Here is an 18,036-nt window from a genome sequence, read left to right as displayed (position 1 = left end):
GCTGATTATACCCCCGCTACGTGCAAATGCTGGCTTAGTGTATGGCTGTCACCCGGGGCGATCTGGCGGCTGTCCGCACCGGCATTGGCTGCCTCTACGCACACAAAGTGCTGCCAGCCGTCGTCCGGCATGTCGGCCAGCTCGGCAGCGCCTGTGGCCCACGGGGTCCACACCACGGTGCTGTCCGAGCCACTGGGCTTGATGCTGACCGTGCGCTGCCAGGCAGTATCGTGTAGCACGGTGGCGGCACCGCTGGCGACCACGGCGTCGGTCGGGCCCTCAAAGCGCCACGGGCTGGCGGGCAGGGTGCCGTGGCTGTCGGTCAGCTTGTCGTGGAGAGGGGCGTTTTCCAGGCCGGCCAGGCTGATTTGGCGGATATCGCCCACGGCAATATAGCTGTGCAGCGCCGCGCTCACCGTGGCCACGGTCTTGCCGTGGTTACGGGTGGTCAGCGCCATGTCCACGCTGTCGCCCAGTACCAGGCTCAGGCTGGACGACAGCTCGCCGTGGCGCGGGCCGTTCAGTTTCACGTGAAACCCCAGCTCGCTGCGGGCGATGGCGTTTACCGTCCACAGCGCGGTGCGTGCCACGCCGTGCTGCGGCTGGCTGGCGTCGCTGCCATGTTTACCAAACCACGGCCAGCACAGCGGCACGCCGCCGCGTATGGCCTTGCCCGGCTGCAGTAGCGCCGTGGGGGACAGGTAAAACAAAGGTTGGCCGCCGTGCGGGGTATAGCCCAGCAGCTGGCCACCATACAGGCTGAGGGTGGCGGTAAAGGCGGGGTGGGTAAATGCCAGGCCGGGTACGCCAGGGGCCAGCTCGATGGCGCGTACGCCAGCGGGTAACAGATCGGGGTGTACGGGGTGACTCATGGCAATTCCATCTGCAAAGGTGGGCGTGGGCCAGGGCAGGCACGAAGCACCGTGCCGCTGTGCATGCTTTGTCATGCAGCATTAAGCTAACCGCTGACAAGCGCTTTGACCAGTGCCGCGTTACAATCGCGGCATGAGCACGCCCAAACCCGCCGCCAAACCCCATTTCCTGCGCATCCGCGATTACATCCTCGACGGCATCAAACAGCGCACCTTTGCGCCTGGTGCCAAGATCCCGCCCGAGGTAGAGCTGGCGCGCCAGTTTGGCGTGTCGCGCATGACAGTGAACAAGGCCATCCGCGACCTGGCCGAGGCCGGTGTGCTGCTGCGTTACGCTGGCGACGGCACCTATGTGGCCGAGCGCAAGGCCGAGTCGCCGCTGCTGGACGTGAACAATATTGCCGAGGAAATCGCCCTGCGCGGCCACGCCTACCGTGCACAGGTGCTGTTTGCCCGCGCCGAGCCGGCCAGCGAAGAAGTGGCCCTGCGCCTGGGCATGGCCGCCGGTGCGGCGGTGTTCCATTCGCTGATCGTGCATCACGAAGACGACAGCCCTATCCAGATCGAAGACCGCTACGTGAACCCGCAGTGGGCGCCCGACTACCTGGCGCAGGCCTTCAATCAGGAAACCCCCAACGCCTACCTGATGCGCACCTGCCCGCTCACCGACGTGGAACACACGGTCGAGGCGGTGCTGCCCGGCACCGACGAGCAGCAGCTGCTGGCGCTCGCGCTGCCGGAGCCCTGCCTGCGCGTGCTGCGCCGTACCTGGTCCGGCAAGCACCTGGTGAGCTTTGCCCGCTTGCTGCACCCCGGCAGCAAGTACAAGCTGCGCTCGCAGACCAGGGTACGCAAGTAGGCTTGGCCGGCGCGCTGAGTGCTGCCAGGCCTAGTGTTGCCATGTTTAGTGCCGCAAGGTCACCTTGCCGCTATGGCCGCCCGACATCAGCCGCTCAAACGCTTGGGCGTGGTCATCCAGCGCGAAATCCTGGTCCAGCACCGGGTGCAGGCCATGCTGGCTGATGGCCGCATTCATGCACTCGAACTCCAGCCGGTTGCCCACATTGATGCGGCGCACCATGGCCCCGCTCATGAACAGCTGCATGAAATCCACCTGTGGCTGGCCGGGCGCCACAAAGCCCACCAGCGCGATTTCGCCCTCGTTGGCCACCGCCTGCAGTGATTGTGCCAGGGTGCCCGGGCCACCAATCTCCACAATACGGTTTACCCCCACGCCGCCTGTCAGCTCGCGTGCGGCCAAGCCCCAGTCTGGCGTGCTGCGGTAATTGATCACGTGCGTGGCCCCCAGCTGGTGCAGCAGTGCAGCCTTGGTGTCGCCCGAGGTGGTGGCAATCACGCTGGCACCCAGCATGCGGGCAAACTGCAGCGCAAACAGGGCGACCCCGCCGGTGCCCTGGGTCAGCACCACATCGCCGGGGCCCACCGGGTAACGGCCATGCAGCGCGTTCCAGGCCGTGAGCGCGGCGCAGGGCAGGGTAGCGCCTTCGCGGTAACTCAGGTGCGCGGGCAGGCGCACCAGGTCTTCCGCCCGGACTGTCTTGTACTGGCACATCCAGCCGTCCAGCTGGGTGCCGTATTGCCGGCGGGCACTGCTGGCCGGAAAGCTGCCGCCAAACCAGCCGGGGAAAAAGGTGCTGCACACGCGGTCGCCAGTAACAAAGCGGCTCACTTCACTGCCGGTTTCCAGCACCTCTGCCGCGGCGTCGGTCAGCTGGATCAAGCCATCCTGTCGTGGCAGCGGGTACCAGCCCTGTAGCAAGGCCACATCACGGAAGTTCAGCGCGCTGGCGTGCACCCTCAGCAGCACTTCGTCGTGGCGCGGCGGGCGCGGCACGTCATCTTCGCGGGTAAACCGGCCATCCTGGCCACTGCCCAGCAAACGGTATGCAGTCATCTTGTGCTCCTTGGCAAATTGAGCCCCCACCTTAAGCCGGGCAGGCAATACAATGAATGACTATCCGGCCTGATTTCATCACCATTCGTCCCGAAAGTACGCCCTATGAGCCCGCTAGACCACCTGCTGGACAGCATGAAGCTGCAAAGCGCGCTGTATGCGCATTTGCACGCGGGCGCCCCCTGGGGCATCCATTTTCATCACGATCACCACAGCCGTTTTGTGCTGCTGGCGCAAGGCAGTGCCTGGCTGTCCTCCCCGGCGCTGGGCGCGCCGGTGTGCCTGCAGGCCGGCGACAGCTTTCTGGTGCGCGAAGGGGTGCCTTTCGTGCTGCAGGATGCACCGGACACCCCCTGCCAGCGTTGCAGCGAGCTGTTTGGCGAAGGCTACAAGCACAATGTGGTACTGGGCGGCAGCGGCCCGCAGTCGCTGGTGCTGGCCGGGCGTTTCGTGTTCGAGCAGCCGTCGGTGGCGCATCTGCTCGCCGAGCTGCCCGGCCTGATGCTGCTGCCGCACGATGCAGAGCGCGCGCCACTGTTGGCCGCCACCTTGCAGCTGATGATGCTGGAAAGCCGCCAGCCGCGCCCCGGTGCCTGGCAGGTCATCAGCCGGCTGGCCGATGTGCTGTTCATCCAGGCGGTACGCCGCTACTGCGAAGGCAGCGATCACCGCCCCGGCTGGCTGGCCGCGCTGTCGGACGCCCGCCTGTCCCCCTTGTTGCACGCCATCCAGCAAGCCCCGGCCAAGCGCTGGCTATTGGCCGACATGGCTAGCCTGGCGGGCATGTCGCGCTCGCGTTTTGCCCTGTATTTTCGCGCCGTGGTCGGCGATAGCCCGGCCAGCTACCTGACGCGCTGGCGCATGCACCAGGCCGCCTGCCTGCTGCGCGACAGCCCGCTGCCGCTGGTACGCATTGCCGAGCAAACCGGCTACGACAGTGAAGTCGCCTTCAGCCGCGCCTTCAAGCGCACCACCGGCTACAGCCCCGGCCAGTATCGCCGGCAGCAGGGCAGCGCCATGATGGCGTAAATGTATATACATTTGTAGCGTACCCGCCAGCAGGCCATGTTCACGCATGACCTGCTGTTTTTTATGGGTTTTTTCCTGTTAAAGCCACGACGCATGCTGCGGTGCAAGGAAAAACACTGCTTGACGGCTGGCTACGCATGGTCTAAATGTATATACAATTAATCAGTCAAGCGGACCCAGCCATGCACCAGCCCCGCCACACCCTGTGGATCAACGCCCGACTCGCCACCTGCGATGCGGCCAACCCTGCGCCCTACGGTGCGCTGGAAGGCCACGCACTGTGGCTGCAGGATGGCCGCATCCACGCCGTGCTGCCGCAGGCCGAGGCACTGCAGGCGTTTGCTGGCGCAGGCGAGATAGTCGACGCGCAAGGCCGCTGGATCACGCCGGGCTTTATCGACTGCCATACCCACCTGGTGTACGGCGGCAACCGCGCGGCGGAATGGGAAAAACGCCTTACCGGCGTGCCCTACCAGCAAATCGCGGCCGAAGGCGGCGGCATCATTTCCACCGTGCGCGCCACCCGCAGCCTGGACGAGGACGAGCTGGCGCTGGCCAGCCTGCCGCGCCTGAAAGCGCTGATGAAAGAAGGCGTCACCACGGTAGAGATCAAGTCCGGCTACGGCCTGACGCTGGCCGACGAGCTGAAACAGCTGCGCGCCGCCCGCCGCCTGGCCGCTGCGCTGCCGGTAGAGGTCGCCACCACGCTGCTGTCGGCGCACGCGCTGCCGCCGGAATACGCCGGCCAGGCCGACGCCTACATCGATTACGTGTGCCACACCATCGTGCCGGCCGCCGCTGCCGAAGGCCTGGCCGAAGCGGTGGATGTGTTCTGCGAAGGGGTGGGCTTTTCGCCGGCGCAAACCCGCCGCGTATTCGACGCCGCCCGCGCCCACGGCCTGCAGCTGAAAGGCCATGTGGAGCAGCTGTCCAACCTGCACGGCGCCGCGCTGGTGGCCGAGTTTGGCGGCCTGTCGGCCGACCACATCGAATACCTGGACGACGCCGGCGTGGCCGCCATGGCGCAGGCCGGCACCGTGGCCGTGCTGCTGCCCGGTGCGTATTACTTTTTGCGCGAAACGCAAAAGCCGCCGGTGGACAAGCTGCGCGCTGCTGGCGTGGCTATGGCGGTATCCACCGACCTGAACCCCGGCACCAGCCCGTTTGCCTCCATCCGTCTGGCCATGAACCAGGCCTGCGTGCTGTTCGGCCTGACGCCGGAAGAAGCCGTGCTCGGCACCACCCGCCACGCCGCGCAGGCGCTGGGCCGAGCGGCCAGCCACGGCAAGTTGGCCGCAGGCTATGTGGCCGACCTGCTGCTGTGGGACATCGAGCACCCGGCGGAAATCGTGTACGGCCTGGGCACCAACCCGCTGAAGCAGCGTGTTTTCCGTGGGGTGGCGCAGCAGATTGATTAGATCGGGCTAGAAAAGGCAATAGCGCTTTTGCCACGAAACCCGCGAAAAAACACGAACGATAAAAGCATGTTTGGCCACGGAAACACACGGAAAACACTGAAACAAGCAAAGTAAAAATAAACAGCCTGTAAAGAAACACCGTTGCTTTAAAAGCACTTTGGGTTTGCCACTTTTATCTTATGAAATAGCGGTTTAAATAATTTTCGTGTTTTTTCGCGGGTTTCGTGGCCAGAACAGGTTTTACTGCCTTCATGGCAAAAAGGATTTTCAAATGACGATAGACATGAGCATGTGGACCGGCCGCATCGACGCCGCCGAAGGCGACGCCGCCCGCCGCTGGCACCAGGCCGTACAGCCGCTGGCCGCTGGCGCGGCCCCCGGTATTGCCATCCTCGGCTTTGCCTGCGACGAAGGCGTGCGCCGCAACCAGGGTCGTACCGGCGCGGTGGATGGCCCGCTGGCGCTGCGCCGTGCGCTGGCCAACCTGGCCTGGCACCCCACGCTGCCGCTGTACGACGCCGGCACCGTGCGCTGCGACGACGGCGACCTGGACGCCGCGCACGAAAGGTTGGCCGCAGCCGTTACCGCCATCGTGCACGCCGGCCACCTGCCGCTGGTACTGGGTGGCGGCCACGAAACCGCCTACGGCCACTGGCTGGGCCTGGCCCGCGCCCACCCTGGCAAGCGCATCGGCATCGTCAACTTCGACGCCCATTTCGACCTGCGCCAGGCCGACACCGCCACCAGCGGCACGCCGTTTGCGCAGATTGCCGCCGCCTGTGCCACACACGGCCAGCCGTTCCGCTACCTGTGCTTGGGCGTGGCGGAAACCGCCAACACCCGCGCGCTGTTCGATACCGCCGCCCGGCTGGGCGCCGAGTGGCGGCTGGATAGCGATATGGCGCCGTGGCAGCTGGCCGAAGCGCGCCAGCAGCTGGCCGAGTTTATCGATAGCGTAGACGCCGTGTACCTGACCATCGATCTGGACGTACTGCCCGCCGCACAAATGCCGGCCGTGTCCGCCCCGGCCGGTTACGGCGTGGATATCGCCGTGGTGGATGCACTGGTGACCAAGCTGGCGCGCAGCGGCAAGCTGATCGGCGCCGACCTGGTGGAATTCAACCCGGCTTTCGACCAGGACAACCACGGCGCCAAAGCCGCTGCCCGCCTGGCCTGGGGTATTACCCGCCAGCTGCGCCGCTGATTTTATTTTTAGCCACGAAAACAGTTAACAGCCATTAGCCACGAAAACCACGAAACAACACGAAACCTGATTAGAAAACCTTGTACGAATGCAAATCAGCGGCGGCTATTAAAAAAATTCCGTGCTTTTCGTGTGCTTTCGTGGCCAAAAAAGCTTTTACCCTGCTTTTGCGGCCAACTAAAGATTTTTAGAGGAGAGACTCCCATGAACGACCCGCGTTTTGATGCTACCCGTGTAATCCGCGCCCCGCACGGCAGCGACCTGCATTGCAAAAACTGGATTGCCGAAGCGGCCTACCGCATGGTGCAAAACAACCTGGACCCGGACGTCGCAGAAAACCCGCAAGGCCTGGTGGTGTACGGCGGCATTGGCCGCGCGGCACGTAACTGGGAATGCTTCGACCAGATCCTGGCTTCGCTCAAAGAGCTGAACGAAGACGAAACCCTGCTGGTGCAGTCCGGCAAGCCGGTAGGCGTGTTCAAGACCCACGCCAACGCTCCGCGCGTGCTGATTGCCAACAGCAACCTGGTACCGAAATGGGCCAACTGGGACCACTTCAACGAGCTGGACCGTAAAGGCCTGTTCATGTACGGCCAGATGACCGCCGGCAGCTGGATCTACATCGGCAGCCAGGGCATTGTGCAAGGCACCTTCGAGACCTTTGTCGAAGCCGGCCGCCAGCACTACAACAACGACCTGTCCGGCCGCTGGATCCTCACCGCCGGCCTGGGCGGCATGGGTGGCGCGCAGCCGCTGGCCGCCACGCTGGCCGGTGCCTGCTCGCTGAACATCGAATGCCAGCAAAGCAGCATCGACTTCCGCCTGCGTACCCGCTACGTGGACAAGCAAGCGCGCGACATCGACCACGCGCTGGAACTGATCAAAGAACACACCGCCCGCAAAGAAGCCGTGTCCATCGCGCTGCTGGGTAACGCTGCCGATGTGCTGCCAGAGCTGGTACGCCGCGCCCAGGCCGGCAGCATCAAGCCCGACCTGGTGACCGACCAGACCTCTGCCCACGACCTGATCAACGGCTACCTGCCGCAGGGCTGGACCGTAGAGCAGTGGAAAGACGCGCAAACCAAGCCGGAGCTGCACGCCAGCCTGACCGCCGAAGCCGCCAAGAGCTGCGCCGTGCACGTACAGGCCATGCTGGACTTCCAGGCCATGGGCATCCCTACCGTGGACTACGGCAACAATATCCGCCAGGTAGCGTTTGACCAGGGCGTGGCCAACGCCTTTGATTTCCCTGGCTTTGTGCCGGCTTACATCCGCCCGCTGTTCTGCGAAGGCAAAGGCCCGTTCCGCTGGGTAGCGCTGTCTGGCGACCCGGAAGACATCTACAAGACCGACGCCAAGATCAAGGAACTGTTCCCCGACAACAAGCACACCCACCGCTGGCTGGACATGGCGCGCGAGCGCATTGCCTTCCAGGGCCTGCCGGCACGTATTTGCTGGCTGGGCCTGGGCGAGCGCCACCTGGCCGGCCTGGCGTTTAACGAAATGGTGAAGAATGGTGAGCTGAAAGCGCCGATCGTGATTGGCCGCGACCACCTGGACACCGGCTCGGTCGCCAGCCCGAACCGCGAAACCGAAGCCATGAAAGACGGCACCGACGCCGTATCCGACTGGCCGCTGCTGAACGCGCTGCTGAACACCGCCGGCGGCGCCAGCTGGGTGTCGCTGCACCACGGCGGTGGCGTGGGCATGGGCTACTCGCAGCACTCCGGCATGGTGATCGTGGCTGACGGCACCGACGCCGCCGCCGAGCGCCTGGCCCGCGTGCTGGTGAACGACTGCGGCAGCGGCGTAATGCGCCACGCCGACGCCGGTTACGAGCAAGCCGTGGCCGCCGCCAAGCGCTTTGGCCTCAAGCTGCCGATGATCAAGTAAAGCCGTACCCTGCGGCCAACGTTGGCCGCAGGGGCCAGAATTTTTGCTACGAAAACCACGAAAGGGCACGACAACCTTTTTTAGCAACAGCCACTATCCAAGGCAAAGCAACACACGGACAGCCGCCATCGCGCGTAGATTGTTTTATGTTTTTTTTCGTGTTTTCCGTGGATTTCGTGGCCAAAAAAGGTCTTATCTGTGTTTTTTCGTGGTTTTCGTGGCCGACAGAAAAAGGTACCACCATGACCACCATCACCATTAACCCGGGCAAGCTCACCCTGGCCCAGCTGCGCCAGATCGCCCGCAACCCAGCCACCCAGCTGGCGCTAGACCCGGCCGCCCACGCAGGCATCGACGCCTCCGCCGCCACCGTGGCGCGCGTGCTGGCCGAAAACCGCACCGTATACGGCATCAACACCGGCTTTGGCCTGCTGGCCAACACCAAGATCGCTGCCGACGAGCTGGAGCTGCTGCAGCGCTCCATCGTGCTGTCGCACGCCGCCGGTATTGGCGAGCCGATGAAAGACAGCACCGTGCGCCTGGTCATGGCGCTGAAGATCAACTCGCTGTCGCGCGGTTTCTCCGGCATCCGCCGCGTAGTGCTGGACGCCATGATCACCCTGTTCAACAAGGGCATTTACCCGGTGATTCCGCAGAAGGGCTCCGTGGGCGCCTCCGGCGACCTGGCCCCGCTGTCGCACATGAGCGCCGTGCTGATTGGCGAAGGCGAAGCCTTTGTGGACGGCGTGCGCGTACAGGGCGATGTAGCCATGCGTAGCGCCGGCCTGGCCCCCATTATCCTGGCCCCGAAAGAAGGCCTGGCCCTGCTGAACGGCACCCAGGCGTCCACCGCCTTTGCGCTGGAAGGCCTGTTTGCTGCCGAAGACCTGTACGTGGCCGCCTCGGTGGCCGGTGCCATGTCGGTAGAAGCCGCCCAGGGCAGCCGCACCCCGTTTGACGACCGCATCCACCAGGTACGCGGCCACCAAGGCCAGATCGACGCCGCCGCGCAATACCGCGCGCTGCTGGGCGCCGGCTCGCAAATCGCCGACAGCCACGCCAACTGCGGCAAGGTGCAAGACCCGTACAGCCTGCGCTGCCAGCCACAAGTGATGGGCGCCTGCCTCACGCAAATCCGCCAGTCGTCCGACGTGCTGCTGGTGGAAGCCAACTCGGTATCCGACAACCCGCTGGTGTTTGCCGACGATAACGACATCCTGTCCGGCGGCAACTTCCACGCCGAGCCGGTAGCCTTTGCCGCCGACAACCTGGCGCTGGCCATTGCCGAAATCGGCTCGCTGTCCGAACGCCGCATGGCGCTGCTGATCGACAGCAACCTGTCCAAGCTGCCCCCGTTCCTGGTGAACAACGGCGGCGTGAACTCCGGCTTCATGATCGCCCAGGTCACCGGCGCCGCGCTGGCGTCCGAGAACAAGTCGCTGGCCCACCCGGCCTCGGTAGACAGCCTGCCCACCAGCGCCAACCAGGAAGACCACGTGTCCATGGCCACCTTCGCCGGCCGCCGCCTGCGCGACATGGCCGACAACACTGCCGGCATCCTGGCGGTAGAGCTGCTGGCCGCCTGCCAGGGCGTGGACTTCCGCGCCCCGAACAAAGCCGCCGATGCGCTGGAAGATGCCAAGGCTGTGCTGCGCCAGCAGGTCAGCTTCTACGACAAGGACCGCTACTTTGCGCCCGACATCGAAAAAGCCTGCGCCCTGATCCAGCGCGCCGAGTACAACCGCTTCGCTATCGCCGGCCTGCTGCCGTCGCTGTAAGCGGGTAGCGGAATGCGGCCAAGGTTGGCCGCATGCCGTTCACCACAACAAGGGCAAGCCTGCGGGCTTGCCCTTTTGTCATGGGTGATGTGTATGATGAATGGGCATGTCGTGTAGGTTGGCGCTGAGCGCAGCGAAGCCCAACGTTCACCGCGCATAAGCCGTAGCCGGGGTTGTTATCCAATACCGTAATACGCTGACTTTTTTCACCGCAGATGCTCTTGGCTTATCAGGGCTTCGCGTGGCAAGCGGGTAAGGGAACACGGCTAGCGTTGGCCGCCGCCCGATGTCACTCGGGTGCATAACAAAAGTATGGCTTGTAGGTTGAGCGTAGCGAAGCCCAACGTTCACCGCGCATAACACGGAGGCAGACATGCGTTATCGGCGTTCTGCATTAGCGGGTGGCACCTGGTTCTTTACCGTCAATCTGGCGGACCGCCGCGAAGATTATCTGACTCGCCATATTGATGTTTTGCGACAGGCCGTCAGGCAGACACGCAGTCGCCATCCGTTCGAGATAATAGCCATGGTGGTATTACCGGACCATCTGCACGCCATCTGGACGCTACCGCCTGGCGATGCCGATTACCCGCTACGCTGGGCGCTGATCAAGTCCGCATTTTCACGCAGCCTGCCCAAAACCGAATGTATCCGCGACAGCCGCCTTGCCAAGCGCGAGCGTGGTATCTGGCAGCGCCGCTATTGGGAACACCAGATCAGGCACGAGGCCGATTTACAGGCGCATGTGGATTACCTGCATTTCAACCCGGTAAAGCATGGTTATGTGCGGCAGGTAGCCGATTGGCCGTTTTCGAGTTTTCACCGTTACGTACGTCAGGGTTTATTGCCGGCAGATTGGGCGGGCGCAGCGGTGATGTTGGGTCTGGATGAGTAGGGGCAGGGAAGTGAGGCGCGGTAAACGTTGGGCTTCGCTGCGCTCAACCCAACCTACCGGGCTGGCTTTTTCAACTTATGTTTCTAAGTACTACGTTCTGCTAGCGCTTTTCAGTGAGTAAATAGTAGTAGGTACTTTTCTAATATAAATACAGCAAGGAAATAGAGTGAAACTTATTCAGTGGACATTCTTCATAGATATGCTTGGTTATCGTGAAATTAATGGTGGCATTAATTCCGAAGAAAAGGCTGAAGAGTTTGTTAAGTTTATGCTTGGCAATAAAGGGTTATTTGAGCAGACAGATTCTGATTATATTAGAGGCATATATAAAAGAGATAAAAATTTTGATTTTTACAAATTTTACGATATAAAATATGCATTTGTTTCTGATTCCTTAATCATAACTTACTACCCAAAAGAAGTAGATGAGAATATTGATCAAGTCATATATTATAACCACTCTGCAAATGCCCTTTTTATTGCTGTAATGCGTATGCAAGCTTTTATTTATCATTGTTTTAAAGAGAAGGGTATTTTTCTTCGAGGTGGTATATCAAATAAATATTGCTACATAAAGGATGGATTTGTAGTTGGTGAAGGATTGATAGAAGCCTATAAGGCAGAAAGTTCATTAGCAATCAATCCTAGAATTTTACTTGATCCAAGTGTTATGAAAAATCACAGAATAGCGCGTGGGATTAAGTTTATATCTGAAGGCATGTACGGAGGTAAAAGCGTAATTTGTAGGGATAATGATGGAAATCATTTTGTGGATTATATTGGATATTCAATCGCTTGTGTTGATTGTTCTATACCAATGATTAATTCATTTAAGAATTCTAATCCGACAAAGTACTGGCTGGCACGTGCATCTGTACAAGACTTTATAGATGATCATAGAAAAGTAGTTGATGAAAAAATTATAGAATTGGATAAAAATATCCAAAGCATTAAATTGGTTGATGGTAATGCACAGCAGTTGGAAAAAATAAAAGAAAAGTATGTATGGTTGAAGAAATATCATAATTTAAAAATAAAGGGTACGGACTTTTCTTATCTTTCAATAAAATAGCCATGGTGTATTTAATATTCACAATGGTAATAAATTGATTGTTTATTATCAAATAAGATTTCAGATGTGTCACTGGTCTATTCGAGTTACATGCATGTTTGATTTTTATATTGATATACAAGCGCGTGTCCGCTACGCGGACGATATTTGGATGCCGGTTCCGCCCGGCAAACGGGAAAGGGGGCGGGTCGCCGCCCCCTTTTCATTCCCCCGCGCCCCGGGGCTGCTCGAAACCCCGTGCAAAAGGACACGCCCCAGGCGCCGCCGAACTCGCCGCGTGCTAACGTCACGCGGCTCAAACAAATCGGCGTCTTAAAACCTGGGGCGCACCCTTTTGCCCGGCTCGCGCCAACGGGATAGGGCGCTTCACTCGCGTTCTACTGCTCAAAAATAGACCTTAGACCGGATAAGGCACAGCCGCATTCGGGGTGCTTTTCAATGCCGGAATAGGCAGCCAATTCTTTCACTGCCCAGTTCCCGGATGCACCACTGGCTTACCCCGGCCACGCTTTTTAACCACCACGCCCGGCCAATAGTTGGCCGCATTGTCCAATCATATTCAACAGAGGCCACATCATGGGTTGGGATATCAGCTATCACCCGCTGGGTGAAAACGAAGTAAGCGAGCTGTATTTCGCCGCCTTGGACAACCCGCAGGCGGCGCAACAGCTGGCGGCGCAGGCCGGGCTGGGTGAGGAGGATGCCGAGCACCTGGCCTTGCGGCTGGACGAGGCCAGAAGCCTGCCGCCGGATGCGCCGTTCAATAGCGGGCACGCGTTCTATGTGGCCATCATCAGCGGCTTTTTGCGGCCGCATCACTATATTCGTGGCGGCGCGTTTTCCTTTCTGGCCGACGACCCGGTGATGGCGCGCTATATCGGCGATTGGCGGGCACTGGTGCCGGCGGCGTATCGGCAGGGCGAGTTTGATAATGTGCTCACGCACAATTACTGCGCAGGCGTGTACCTGCCTTATGCGTCGCTACAGGCCTTGCGCCGCGATGCCGACAGCGACCCGCACGTGCGCGCCATGCTGGAACAGCGGTTTTCCGATGGCCGGCTTGCGGTGTTCTGGCAGGCGGTGGACGCGGCGCTGGCGCAGGGCATGGGCTTGATGGAGGCGTCCGAGGTGGTGGAGCCGAACCCGCTGCACCTCAACGCCAGCCGTAGCCGCTCGCGTTTACTCAATTGTCAGCCGGATGGTGCGCTGCTGTACGCCGAGGCGGCGCTGGCACAGCTGGGCGATGCGCTGGCGTCGGCCACGCCGGAGCCGGCGGCCCCGCGGCTATCGCCTCTGTCGCCGCGTGCCTTGCTGGTGCTGTTCATGCGGCCAACGTCGTTTTTTGCCAGCCATGGTTGGCTGCATCTGCGGCCGGAGGCGTTATTGGTAGCGTGGCTGTGTGGCATCAGCTACGCCATGGCGCGGGTGGGTAAGTACCTGGGCCAGGCCGAGGCGGGCAAGGCGTCGGCGCTGGTTAGCTGGCTGGCGGAATCGTGGGCGGTGTACTGGCTGCTGGTGCTGGCGGTGGGGGCGCTCAATGGCGTGATCCTGCGCTGGCTGGGTGGCTGGTGGTTCCGGCTTCGGTTGCGCTGGTGCGGCGCGGGCGAGGTGCCGGTAGCGGAGGTGCGCTTGGTATACGTGTACCAGGATCTGGTGCAGAGCTTGCCGCTGCTGCTGCTGGCGCTGTGTCAGACGGCGCTGTACGCCGGGCCTGCGGCTGCGCATCAGGCCGGTGCGGGCTGGGGCTCGCTGATGCTGCTGTTTACGGTGTGGTCATGCGTGGTGTCGTACCGCGCGGCGTGCAGCTTTGCGGTGGATGGCTTGCCGGTACGCTTCTGGTTTTTGTGGTTGCCAGCAGCATGCTACGTACTACTGTTGTCACTGGTGATGGCGGTGATTATGTGAGGTAGGCATGGCGTGCCAGGCGGAAATTAAGCAGCGGGATGCGTTTTAGCTCACGGTCAGCAAGTATCCATTCCTGAATGGCAAAGATCGGCCCGTAGCCCGGATAAGCCACAGCCGCATCCGGGGTTGCTATCCAATACCTGAATGCCCCGCCCATTTGTACACCGCCCCATCATCCCGGATGCACCGCTGGATTAACCGGGCAACACCTTTTAACCACCGCGCCCGGCGGGTAGTTGGCCGCATGCCGTAATGGCGTGCGGCCAACCTTGTTTTGGGCGGCGGTGTGGCTAGCGGCGGCGCAGCTCCGGTAGCAGGGCGGCGATGATGCCGGCCAGCGGCAGCCACGCGCACCACTGGTAGACGGCCTGGATGCCGGCGTGGTCGGCCAGCTGGCCCAGGGCGGCGGCGGCCAGGCCGGCTACGCCAAACGCCAGGCCAAAGAACAGGCCGGAGATGGTGCCTACTTTCTGCGGCAGCAGCTCCTGCGCGTACACCAGAATGGCCGAGAACGCCGACGACAGAATCAGCCCGATGATCACCACCAGCGCCAGTGTGGCGCTCAGGCCCACGTGCGGCAGTGCCAGCGCAAATGGTGCGCTGCCAAAAATGGAAAACCAGATCACGCGGCGGCGACCGATGCGGTCGCCCAGCGGCCCGCCCAGCAGGGTGCCCACTGCCACGGCCAGCAGGAAGGCAAACAGGTACAGCTGCGCGCTGGCGGTGGGTACGGCAAAGCGTTCGATCAGATAAAAGGTGAAGTAGCTGTGCAGGCTGGCCATATAGGTGTACTTGGTGGCCACCAGCGCCATCAGTACGGCCAGCGTCTTGCGCGTGTCGGCTGGCGACAGCGGGTTGGCCGCCACGCTGGCCCGGCGCTGTGCGGCGTGCGCCAGCTGGGCGCGGTACCAGTTACCCACCTGCCACAGCAGCAGCATGGCCAGCAGGGTGAGCAGCGCCACCCACGCCAGGCTGCCCTGGCCGTAGGGCAGAATCAGCAGCATGGCCAGCAGCGGGCCGGTGGCGGTGCCGCCATTGCCGCCCACCTGGAACAGCGACTGCGCCAGGCCCTTGTGCCCGGCCGAGGCCAGCCGTACCACGCGCGACGATTCGGGGTGGAAGATGGACGAGCCGGTGCCCACCAGCGCGGCGGCGACCAGCAGCCAGCCGTACTGCGTGGCTTGCGATAGCAATAGCAGGCCGGCCAGCGTGGACAGCATGCCCAGCATCATGGCGTAGGGCTGCGGGCGGCGGTCGGTAAACATGCCTACCATGGGCTGCAGCAGCGAGGCGGTGCACTGGTACACCAGGGTCAGCAGGCCGATCTGGGCAAAGCTCAGCGCGTAGTTGCCCTTTAGCAGCGGGTACAGCGCCAGAATCAGCGACTGCATCATGTCGTTCAGAAAGTGCGCCGCACTCACGGCGCTAATCACGCGCCAGCGGGGTGTGGCGGTGTCAGGGTTGGCCGCAACGGCGGCGGGGCTGGCATTCATGGTGTGCTCCTTGTGGGGGAAGGTAGCCCATCCTAGAATGGCTGTTCATGCCTGTCCTGCTGCGTACGGGCATCAACTATCGAGAAAACGGCATGCACGCCCCGGTCGAAGACATCAACCCACCGCTGCTCACCAGCGCCACGCTGATGATAGGCAAAACCCAGGACTACCCGGCCGGCTACGCCACCGTGCGCCATACCCACAGCACGGCCCAGCTGCTGTACGGCGTTGCCGGTGTGATGCGCATCCTTACCCCGCGCGGGCAGTGGATCGTGCCGCCCAGCCGCGCTATCTATATTCCGCCTGGCCATTGGCACGAGGTACATATGCTGAGCCCGGCGCAGGTGCGCAGCGTGTACGTGCAGCCGCATGCGCTGGCCGGCATGCCGCAGCAGTGCTGCGTGCTGGCGGTGACGCCGCTGTGGCGCGAGCTGCTGCTGGCCGCTGTGCGCATGCCGCCACCGGTGTTACCCGATACCCGCGCCGCGCGTCTGCTGGCCCTGCTGCTGGAAGAATGCGAGGTGCTGGAAACGCTGCCGCTGGCGCTGCCCACGCCGAGCGACGACCTGCTGGCACCGCTGTGCCGCCAGCTGCAGGCGCAGCCGGACGACGAGCGCAGCAGCGAGCACTGGGCGGCCTGGCTGGGGGTGGACGTGCGCACGCTGCAGCGCCGTTTCCAGCGCGCCACCGGCATGAACTTTGGCGCCTGGCGGCGCCAGGCCAGGCTGATGCACGCGCTGGCACTGCTGGCCGGTGGTGCACGGGTGCTGGACGTGGCGCTGTCTGCCGGCTACGCCAGCCCCAGCGCCTTTACTGCCATGTTCCGCCGCCAGTTTGGCGTGGCGCCCAGTGCGTTTTTTGCCAACCCGGCACAGGGCAATAGCGAGGGCTAACGCCGCCACACAGCGGGCGGTGCGGCCAACTTATCCACAGGTCTGGCTATAGCCACGCAGGCGTGCCGCCATGCTGTGGATAAAATTGTTGACTGATTTAGTCGGAAATTTGTCGTGCTACCACAGTACCGTCTGGCCGCTAGCGGCGGCGTGCGGGTACCAGGGCACGGCTAGTTTTTCAGGTGGGCAAACTGGCCGATGGCTTGCACCACTTTTTCTGCGCCATCGCGTATCTGCTGCATGGTATCGCCTGCCCCCTGGGTGAGCTGTACGCTGCCACGGGCTTGCTCCAGCAGCTGGTCCATATTGCTTACTGCGGTACGGGTTTGCTGCTGGATATCGCCCACCATGCCGGCAATCTCGGCCGTGGACGACGAGGTGCGCTCGGCCAGCTTGCGTACTTCGTCGGCTACCACGGCAAAGCCACGGCCCATTTCGCCGGCGCGCGCGGCCTCGATGGCGGCGTTCAGTGCCAGCAGGTTGGTCTGGTCGGCAATGTCCTTGATGGTTTGCACGATGGAGGTAATGGCTTGCGAGCGCTCGCCCAGTGCCTGGATGTTATGGCCGGCTTGCTCGATGCTGGTGGCCATGGCGCGGATATCGGCCACGCTTTGCAGGATATTGCCCACGCCACTATCGGATAGCGCCTGCGTTTGCTGCGAGGTGGTCAGGGCAAACAGGGCGCTGTCGCGTTCTTTCTGGACCTGCAGCACCTTGGCGGTGATGTCGGTGGCGAACTTCACCACGCTGCTGACTTTGCCATCTTCATCAAACACCGGGTTGTAGCTGGCTTCCAGGTACAGGCGCTCGCCACGGCTGGTGAGGCGTTCTATCTGGCCGGAAAAGTACTGGCCACTGCGCAGCGTGCGCCAGAGCTGGTCGTATTCCGGGCTGGCAGTAAAGCTGCTGTCGCAGAAAATACGGTGGTGTTTGCCCTTGATCTCGTCCTGCCGGTAGCCCATGACCTGCAGGAAATTATCGTTGGCCTGGATGATCTGGCCGTCGGGGGTAAATTCGATTACCGCCATGGCGCGGTTCAGCGCGGCCAGTGTGGCGCGGTCGCGTGCGGCGGCGATGACGCGCGTGGTGATGTCGGTGGCAAACTTGATGAAACCAGAGACCTTGCCATGGCTGTCCAGGATGGGGTTGTAGGTAGCTTCCAGCCACAGCACTTGCCCCTGGGCACCAATGCGTTTGATGCGGCCGCTGAAGAATTCGCCACGCTGCAGTGTTTCCCAGAATTGCCGGTAGCCGGCGCTGGCCACGGTCGTGCTGTCGCAGAAGGTGCTGTGCGGCTTGCCGGTAATCTGCTCCAGGCTGCTATAGCCCAGGGTGCGCAGAAAGTTCTGGTTGGCGGTAATCACTTTGGCGTCCAGGTCGAACTGTACTACCGCATTGGAGCGGTCAATGGCGGCTTCGATGGCTTGATGCTTGGCAAGCGCGGCGCTCAGGCTTGAAATTTCCTGTTTCAGGTGTTTATTGAACATCTTTATCTCCCATGCCTGCTGCGCAGCGATGCGCGGCATCAAGTAACAGCAGAGTAGCCGAAATGGCTATTCTTTCAATAGGCGCATCTAACCAGTTTCTTTTGTTTCTATAAAATATAAATGACAAGCAGCCACGCGTTGGGCGTTGCTTAAGCCGCGTGCTGGCGGTAGCCTAGGGCGTC

The 18,036-nt window shown here is 62.0% G+C and carries 14 protein-coding genes; 10 read left to right on the top strand and 4 right to left on the bottom strand.

Annotated features, from left to right (window positions below):
• Positions 1–5: 5 nt before the first annotated feature.
• Positions 6–872: a D-hexose-6-phosphate mutarotase gene (locus FLQ44_RS03295; RefSeq protein WP_147693034.1), complete on the bottom strand. Its 867-nt coding sequence runs from the start codon at positions 870–872 to the stop codon at positions 6–8.
• Between the two features lie 133 nt (positions 873–1,005).
• On the opposite strand from FLQ44_RS03295, the gene hutC reads away from it, so the two are divergent.
• Complete coding sequence (gene hutC, locus FLQ44_RS03290) at positions 1,006–1,731, top strand: histidine utilization transcriptional repressor HutC (protein WP_147693033.1); 726 nt, start codon at positions 1,006–1,008, stop codon at positions 1,729–1,731.
• Between the two features lie 45 nt (positions 1,732–1,776).
• On the opposite strand, the gene FLQ44_RS03285 is transcribed toward hutC, so the two are convergent.
• Positions 1,777–2,787 (bottom strand): zinc-dependent alcohol dehydrogenase family protein, encoded by a 1,011-nt coding sequence (locus tag FLQ44_RS03285; protein ID WP_147693032.1) that lies wholly within the window; start codon positions 2,785–2,787, stop codon positions 1,777–1,779.
• A gap of 105 nt (positions 2,788–2,892) precedes the next feature.
• Between FLQ44_RS03285 and FLQ44_RS03280 the strand changes: the two genes are divergently transcribed.
• The 8 genes from FLQ44_RS03280 to FLQ44_RS03245 all read left to right on the top strand — a co-directional run bounded on the left by FLQ44_RS03280 (position 2,893) and on the right by FLQ44_RS03245 (position 13,981).
• Positions 2,893–3,816, top strand: a complete 924-nt coding sequence (locus tag FLQ44_RS03280) for an AraC family transcriptional regulator (RefSeq protein ID WP_147693031.1) — start codon at positions 2,893–2,895, stop codon at positions 3,814–3,816.
• A 182-nt stretch (positions 3,817–3,998) separates the two neighbouring features.
• Entirely contained in the window at positions 3,999–5,234 is a 1,236-nt protein-coding gene (hutI, locus tag FLQ44_RS03275; RefSeq protein ID WP_147693030.1) for an imidazolonepropionase, read from the top strand.
• 271 nt (positions 5,235–5,505) lie between these two features.
• A complete protein-coding gene (hutG, locus tag FLQ44_RS03270) occupies positions 5,506–6,438 on the top strand; it encodes a formimidoylglutamase (protein WP_170252741.1) in 933 nt (310 codons plus the stop codon).
• A 204-nt stretch (positions 6,439–6,642) separates the two neighbouring features.
• Entirely contained in the window at positions 6,643–8,331 is a 1,689-nt protein-coding gene (hutU, locus tag FLQ44_RS03265) for a urocanate hydratase (protein WP_147693029.1), read from the top strand.
• Between the two features lie 242 nt (positions 8,332–8,573).
• Positions 8,574–10,109, top strand: coding sequence for a histidine ammonia-lyase (gene hutH, locus FLQ44_RS03260; RefSeq protein ID WP_147693028.1), 1,536 nt, complete (start codon positions 8,574–8,576; stop codon positions 10,107–10,109).
• A 373-nt stretch (positions 10,110–10,482) separates the two neighbouring features.
• Positions 10,483–11,004 carry an REP-associated tyrosine transposase gene (locus FLQ44_RS03255; RefSeq protein WP_147693027.1) on the top strand — a complete coding sequence of 174 codons (522 nt, stop codon included), beginning with the start codon at positions 10,483–10,485 and terminating at the stop codon, positions 11,002–11,004.
• 166 nt (positions 11,005–11,170) lie between these two features.
• Positions 11,171–12,076: a hypothetical protein gene (locus FLQ44_RS03250; protein WP_147693026.1), complete on the top strand. Its 906-nt coding sequence runs from the start codon at positions 11,171–11,173 to the stop codon at positions 12,074–12,076.
• A gap of 576 nt (positions 12,077–12,652) precedes the next feature.
• Positions 12,653–13,981, top strand: coding sequence for a hypothetical protein (locus FLQ44_RS03245; RefSeq protein WP_147693025.1), 1,329 nt, complete (start codon positions 12,653–12,655; stop codon positions 13,979–13,981).
• Positions 13,982–14,271: 290 nt separating this feature from the next.
• Here the strand turns inward: FLQ44_RS03245 and FLQ44_RS03240 are convergent, their stop codons facing one another.
• Complete coding sequence (locus FLQ44_RS03240; protein WP_147693024.1) at positions 14,272–15,474, bottom strand: MFS transporter; 1,203 nt, start codon at positions 15,472–15,474, stop codon at positions 14,272–14,274.
• Between the two features lie 47 nt (positions 15,475–15,521).
• Between FLQ44_RS03240 and FLQ44_RS03235 the strand changes: the two genes are divergently transcribed.
• On the top strand, positions 15,522–16,367 hold the full coding sequence (locus FLQ44_RS03235; protein ID WP_240801173.1) for an AraC family transcriptional regulator: 846 nt from the start codon (positions 15,522–15,524) through the stop codon (positions 16,365–16,367).
• A 170-nt stretch (positions 16,368–16,537) separates the two neighbouring features.
• On the opposite strand, the gene FLQ44_RS24540 is transcribed toward FLQ44_RS03235, so the two are convergent.
• Positions 16,538–17,854 carry a methyl-accepting chemotaxis protein gene (locus FLQ44_RS24540; protein WP_147693023.1) on the bottom strand — a complete coding sequence of 439 codons (1,317 nt, stop codon included), beginning with the start codon at positions 17,852–17,854 and terminating at the stop codon, positions 16,538–16,540.
• Positions 17,855–18,036 lie beyond the last annotated feature (182 nt).

The sequence above is a fragment of the Vogesella mureinivorans genome, from assembly GCF_007644035.1.
GTDB classification, from domain to species: Bacteria; Pseudomonadota; Gammaproteobacteria; order Burkholderiales; family Chromobacteriaceae; genus Vogesella; species Vogesella mureinivorans.
Note: the sequence above shows the minus strand (reverse complement) of the source record. Positions and strands in the feature narration are given on the sequence as shown.